The sequence below is a fragment of the Mycobacterium sp. genome, from assembly GCF_039583785.1.
In the GTDB taxonomy this organism is placed as follows: Bacteria; Actinomycetota; Actinomycetes; order Mycobacteriales; family Mycobacteriaceae; genus Mycobacterium.
This window is the reverse complement of sequence record NZ_JAVKSG010000062.1, coordinates 1-4,757: the sequence shown is the minus strand read 5'-3', so window position 1 is coordinate 4,757 and position 4,757 is coordinate 1. Positions and strand designations below refer to the sequence as shown.

5 protein-coding genes and 1 pseudogene are annotated in these 4,757 nt (G+C 65.9%); 4 read left to right on the top strand and 2 right to left on the bottom strand.

Annotated features, from left to right (window positions below; genetic code table 11):
- On the top strand, positions 1-196 hold a 196-nt coding region (locus ABDV69_RS16350; RefSeq protein WP_343576233.1), incomplete at its 5' end, for a hypothetical protein.
- A gap of 96 nt (positions 197-292) precedes the next feature.
- Positions 293-1,225 (top strand): annotated as a pseudogene (locus tag ABDV69_RS16345) (alpha/beta hydrolase domain-containing protein); the annotation flags it as partial.
- Positions 1,226-1,230: 5 nt separating this feature from the next.
- Here the strand turns inward: ABDV69_RS16345 and ABDV69_RS16340 are convergent.
- Entirely contained in the window at positions 1,231-1,608 is a 378-nt protein-coding gene (locus tag ABDV69_RS16340) for a hypothetical protein (protein ID WP_343576260.1), read from the bottom strand.
- Between the two features lie 167 nt (positions 1,609-1,775).
- On the opposite strand from ABDV69_RS16340, the gene ABDV69_RS16335 reads away from it, so the two are divergent.
- Positions 1,776-2,900 (top strand): FAD-dependent oxidoreductase, encoded by a 1,125-nt coding sequence (locus ABDV69_RS16335; protein WP_343576230.1) that lies wholly within the window; start codon positions 1,776-1,778, stop codon positions 2,898-2,900.
- Positions 2,901-2,974: 74 nt separating this feature from the next.
- Here the strand turns inward: ABDV69_RS16335 and ABDV69_RS16330 are convergent, their stop codons facing one another.
- Positions 2,975-3,712 carry a methyltransferase domain-containing protein gene (locus tag ABDV69_RS16330; RefSeq protein WP_343576227.1) on the bottom strand — a complete coding sequence of 246 codons (738 nt, stop codon included), beginning with the start codon at positions 3,710-3,712 and terminating at the stop codon, positions 2,975-2,977.
- Between the two features lie 146 nt (positions 3,713-3,858).
- On the opposite strand from ABDV69_RS16330, the gene ABDV69_RS16325 reads away from it, so the two are divergent.
- Positions 3,859-4,749, top strand: a complete 891-nt coding sequence (locus tag ABDV69_RS16325) for an SDR family NAD(P)-dependent oxidoreductase (protein ID WP_343576226.1) — start codon at positions 3,859-3,861, stop codon at positions 4,747-4,749.
- Positions 4,750-4,757 lie beyond the last annotated feature (8 nt).

Genomic DNA, 4,757 nt, shown 5'->3' with positions numbered 1-4,757 from the left:
CGGCAACGCGCTGCGTGCGCACCGGTTGGCCAACCTAGATGCCGGCGCCGCCCGGATTGTCGACGTCACTCGTAACGCGATCCGCTCCTGGAGACGGCTCGCTGGGTTGAGCGTGGTGAGTAACGATCCGATCCCGGCTTCCGGCTTGCGGTCGTGCAATGTGGAATCAGTTCTGCCGATGGCTATCTCGGCGTAGCTGTGACGATTGCCGGAGCGCTGTAGGCTCTCGATCCGCGCTGCCGGCTGTCGCACAGCCGAGTTACGATGCGGACGTGCCGATCAATGACGTGCCGGCGGCGCTCACGCCTATGACATCTTCTCCCAGGCCGGCCGACTGGCACGCAAGAGGGAGATGTTGCGTGGGCTGCTCGCCGAACACGTAATCGCGGTGGGCGAGTCGCAGTCGGCACTGTTCCTGACGACGTATATCAACGCCGTCGACCCACTTGCGCGGGTCTACGGCGGCTTTCTGGTGCATTCGCGATTCGGACCCGCTGCCCCGCTGGACGGTAGCTCGATATTCGAAGTGCCCGAAGCCAATTCGTCTCAGGCGGTCGCCTTTCGTCCGGATATGCGCGTCCCCCTCGTCACGATCATCACCGAGACTGACTTGTTAGGCGGCCGTCGCCAGGGCTATCACAGGGCCAGACAGCCTGACAACCAACGACTTCGGGTGTGGGAGATTGCCGGAACTGCGCACGCCGACAACTACACGATTCAGGTTGCGCCGATAGACACCGGCTCGGCACGCCTCGCCGACATCGTTGCGGCGTACGCGCCGACAGACATGTTGATGGGCCGGCAACTGGATCACTTCGTCAACTTTGCGCCGCAACATCACTACGTTTTGCAGGCGGTATTGTCGCAGCTGAACGGCTGGGTGAGCGAGGGCCGGCCGGTGCCCGGCTGCGAACCCATCGAGATGCGGTGTGAGAAGCCTGTTCTCGACCAACACGGCCTCGTACGAGGAGGTGTCAGGACACCGTGGGTGGACGTGCCGATCGCCCGGACGTGCGGCGTCGGCGGCGAGGAGAACGCCATGTCCTCGCTCTTCGGCTCCGGTGAGCCGTTCGACGCCCCGACTGTGCAGCGGTTGTATCCCGGCGGGGCATCAGACTATCTACAGCGCTTCACGGCATCACTCGACTCGGCGATTCAGTCGGGTTTCCTGTTGGCCGCCGATCGTGACGAGATTCTCGAGCTGACCATCGCGGACTGGCGATGACGGCCTCAGAGCGGCGAGCCCTCGAGGGTCAGACTGAACAATGCGTAGGCCATGCAGAACAGGAAGTTCAGCGTGACGAGAACCATGCCGAGGAACAGCAGTGAGCGAGTGCCGCGGCGCTTCATGCGCCGGATTTTCGCGCTGAACTCGTCACGCCTCAGCTGAGTCGCGATCAGCGCGAAGTTGAAATCGGCGACCTCGGCGTGGGCGACGGGCGAACCGGCCAGCATTTGCCGGAGCCGGTCCGGCGACGTGCTCACGCCGACGTGTGCGAAGCGACGGCTGAGCCTGCGTGCCTGCCTGCGGCTGGCGAAATGACTACCGACCAGCAAGCGCTGCGGCAGCTGCCCACGTTCGTTCCCCCAGGGGGTAGCGGGCATCATCACACGCCGAAGTCTAGCCAGGCCGCGGCGGATACCGGAAGCTTCGCGTTGATTGCGCCGGCGGAAATTTGCATCGAGGCCATGGCCCGCCCACCTGACTTCTGCCGACGTAGTTCTCCCGGGCGCCACGGAGTTTCAGTAACTAGAACCTGTTACAGTTTTGCGGCATGAGGCGCACACGCGTCGTCGTCGCGGGCTTGGGTGATGTGGGCATTCTGGCCGCGATGCGGCTCGCCAAGCATTTCGATGTCGTCGGCGTCTCGGTCAAACCCGGCCTGGTCAGCGGCCAGGAACTCGGCGTCCGGCTGGCCCGCCCGCGCGATTGGGCCCGCGACTACTGGATTCCCTTCGACAGGTTTCGGCGACTGGACCGGGTGCGGATCATTCAGGGCGCGCTGACCGGCGTGGATCTTGCTCTTCGGACCGTGTCCGGCCGCGGCGGCGACGGCACACCATTCGTCGAGGGATACGACGCGCTGGTCATCTCGACCGGCGTCAGCAACGGCTTCTGGCGCCGCCCGACCCTGCAGTCGGCCGCGGATGTCGGCGCCGATCTGCATGCCGATCACCACCGCCTGGCCGGCGCCGCGTCGGTGATCGTCGTCGGCGGCGGTGCGGCCGCGGTCACCAGCGCCGTGAACCTGGCAACCACCTGGCCGGACAAGCGAATCGACCTCTACTTTCCTGGCGATCGGGCGCTGGCCGACTACCACCCGCGGATCTGGCAGCGCATCAGCCGCCGCCTCACCGATCTCGGCGTCGGCCTGCATCCGCGCCATCGCGCCGCGCTGGTCAACGGCTTCGCGGGCGACGAAATCACCGGCGGCGGTGTCGACTGGAGCACCGGACAGCCAGCGGCGTCGGCCGACGCGGTGCTGTGGGCAATCGGACGGGTGCGACCCAACACCGACTGGCTGCCTGGCCAACTGTTCGACGACGGCGGCTTTGTCCGTGTCACCGGCGAGCTACGGGTGCCCGGTCACCCGGAGGTGTTCGCGGTCGGCGACGTCGCGGCCACCGACCCGCTACGCAGTTCGGCCCGCAATCGCGGTGACGCGCTGGTCGCGCGCAATGTTCACGCCGAACTGACCGGTGGTCGCCCGCGCACCTACCGGGCGCCCGGGCACCGGTGGGGCTCGATCCTGGGTATCCAGCCCGACGGCTTGGAAGTCTTCCTCCCCACCGGTCAGGCGCTCCGCATCCCGTCTTGGCCGGTCGAGCGCGTGGTCATGCCGCTGATCGTGCGCCGCGGCATGTACGGCGGCGTGCGTGACAACCATCCGCTGGCCTGAGGCTTGTTCGAGCGGCCACTTATGTGGAGATTCGGCGGGTTTTCGCGCCATAACTGGCCACTCGACGAGATGGATCAGCCGCGCTTACCGCGCACCCACTGGAACGTGCCGATGCTCTTGACCCGTACGCCGGCGAACCCGTGCTCCTCGAGGATGTCGCCGACCTCGTCCTCGCTGAAGATGTGGGCTCCACCGGTGGGAAGGGCCCGCCACAGGTCGACCGGCGGACGCAGGGTGGGAATCATGACCGCGAGCCGTCCGCCGGGCTTGAGCACACGCGCGATCTCGGACAGTGCCGCGGCGGGATCGGGGACCAGCTGCAGCACCGCGACCGAGATTGCGGCATCGAACGTCGCGTCGCGGAACGGAAGCTTCTGCGCGTCGGCACGCAGAAAGCCGACCTGCGGACCCGCGGCACTGCGCACCGCGCGAGCCAGCATCGGTTCGGAGATGTCGATGCCCAGCGCCAGCCCGTCTTGGCTGGCGGCATGGGCCAGCGAGGTGGTGACGGAACCGGGGCCGGCTCCGACGTCCAGGGCGACGCCGCCTGCCGGGATGTTCAGCCACTCAAGGGGGAGTTGCATGGCGGCGATGAACCGCCGGGTCAGCGCTTGGGCGTTGTCGTAGACGAACGAGCCGATCGAAGATGCCCAGACCGCCTGGATGGCACCGTCGTTTTTGGCTACATCGTCGTCGGTGGTGCTCAGCAGGTCCAGATAACCGTTGCTGACGTCAGGGTCAGCGGGCGGGTCGGCGAGCAATTCGAGTGCTCTGCTCAAGGCTGGCGGCAGGGTCGTCTTCAGCTCGGTCACTGTGCGTTCCTTCGACGAAACATCAAGTTATACAGGTGTTTAAGCATTGACAACTGCAATTCGTCAGGCCTGTGCTTCCGTCCGCAGCCTACGCCGGGCTGCTGTTTGACTCCACCCGCCGAGGTCGCAGGGGCTAGGGTCGGATGGTGACTACATCGTGGTCGTCGAGCCGACTCGGCAACCTGTCTGGCAAACGCGTCATCGTGACCGGGGCTACTAACGGCGTCGGCCTCGGCACCGCGCGCCTGCTCGCCCGCGCCGGTGCGCATGTGATTTTCGCCGTCCGCAACACCGAGTTGGGCGCTCAACGGGCCGCCGAGATCGGAGGCTCCACCTCGATCGCCGAACTCGATCTCGCCGACCTCGCGTCGGTGCGGGCATTCCCCGATCGGTTCGAGGGCGACGTCGACATCTTGATCAACAACGCCGGAGCGGTCGTCCAGCATCGCACCGAAACCGTCGACGGGTTCGAAATGACCCTCGGGACAAACTTCTTGGGCCCGTTCGCGTTGACCAACCTGCTGCTGGGCCGGGTGCGCTCACAGATCATCAACGTCGGATCTGACGCCCACAAATCAGCGACGCTGCGCTTGGACGACATGCACCTGCGCTCGCACAAGTGGGCTGCGTATCCGGCGTACGCGCGCTCGAAGCTCGCGGTGATGCTGTGGGGACTGGAACTCGACCGCCGGCTGCGCGTCGCGGGGTCGCCGGTGACCACGCAGCTCACGCACCCAGGTTGGGTGTCGTCGAACCTTTCTCAAGTGTCGGACAAGCCGATGATGGCCAGCTTCCACCGGGTGATCAATCTGTTGGCGAATCAATTCGGCAACGACATCGAGGAAGGCGCCGCAACGACGCTGTACTGCATCAGCGAACCGATTCCGCCGGGCAGCTACGTCGGAGTCGACGGTCGGCTCGGGTTGAAGGGCGGCCCGGTACTCATCGGACGCTCGGCGCTCGCAGCCGATTACGAAGTCGCCGCCGAGGTCTTCGAGTTCGGCGAAAAAGAAACCGGGACACAGCTTCCCGTCTAGAAAGGCGC

Coding starts and splice junctions, on each gene's coding strand:
- ABDV69_RS16340 (WP_343576260.1), bottom strand. CDS start 1,608: ATGATGCCCGCTACCCCCTGGGGGAACGAACGTGGGCAGCTGCCGCAG.
- ABDV69_RS16335 (WP_343576230.1), top strand. CDS start 1,776: ATGAGGCGCACACGCGTCGTCGTCGCGGGCTTGGGTGATGTGGGCATT.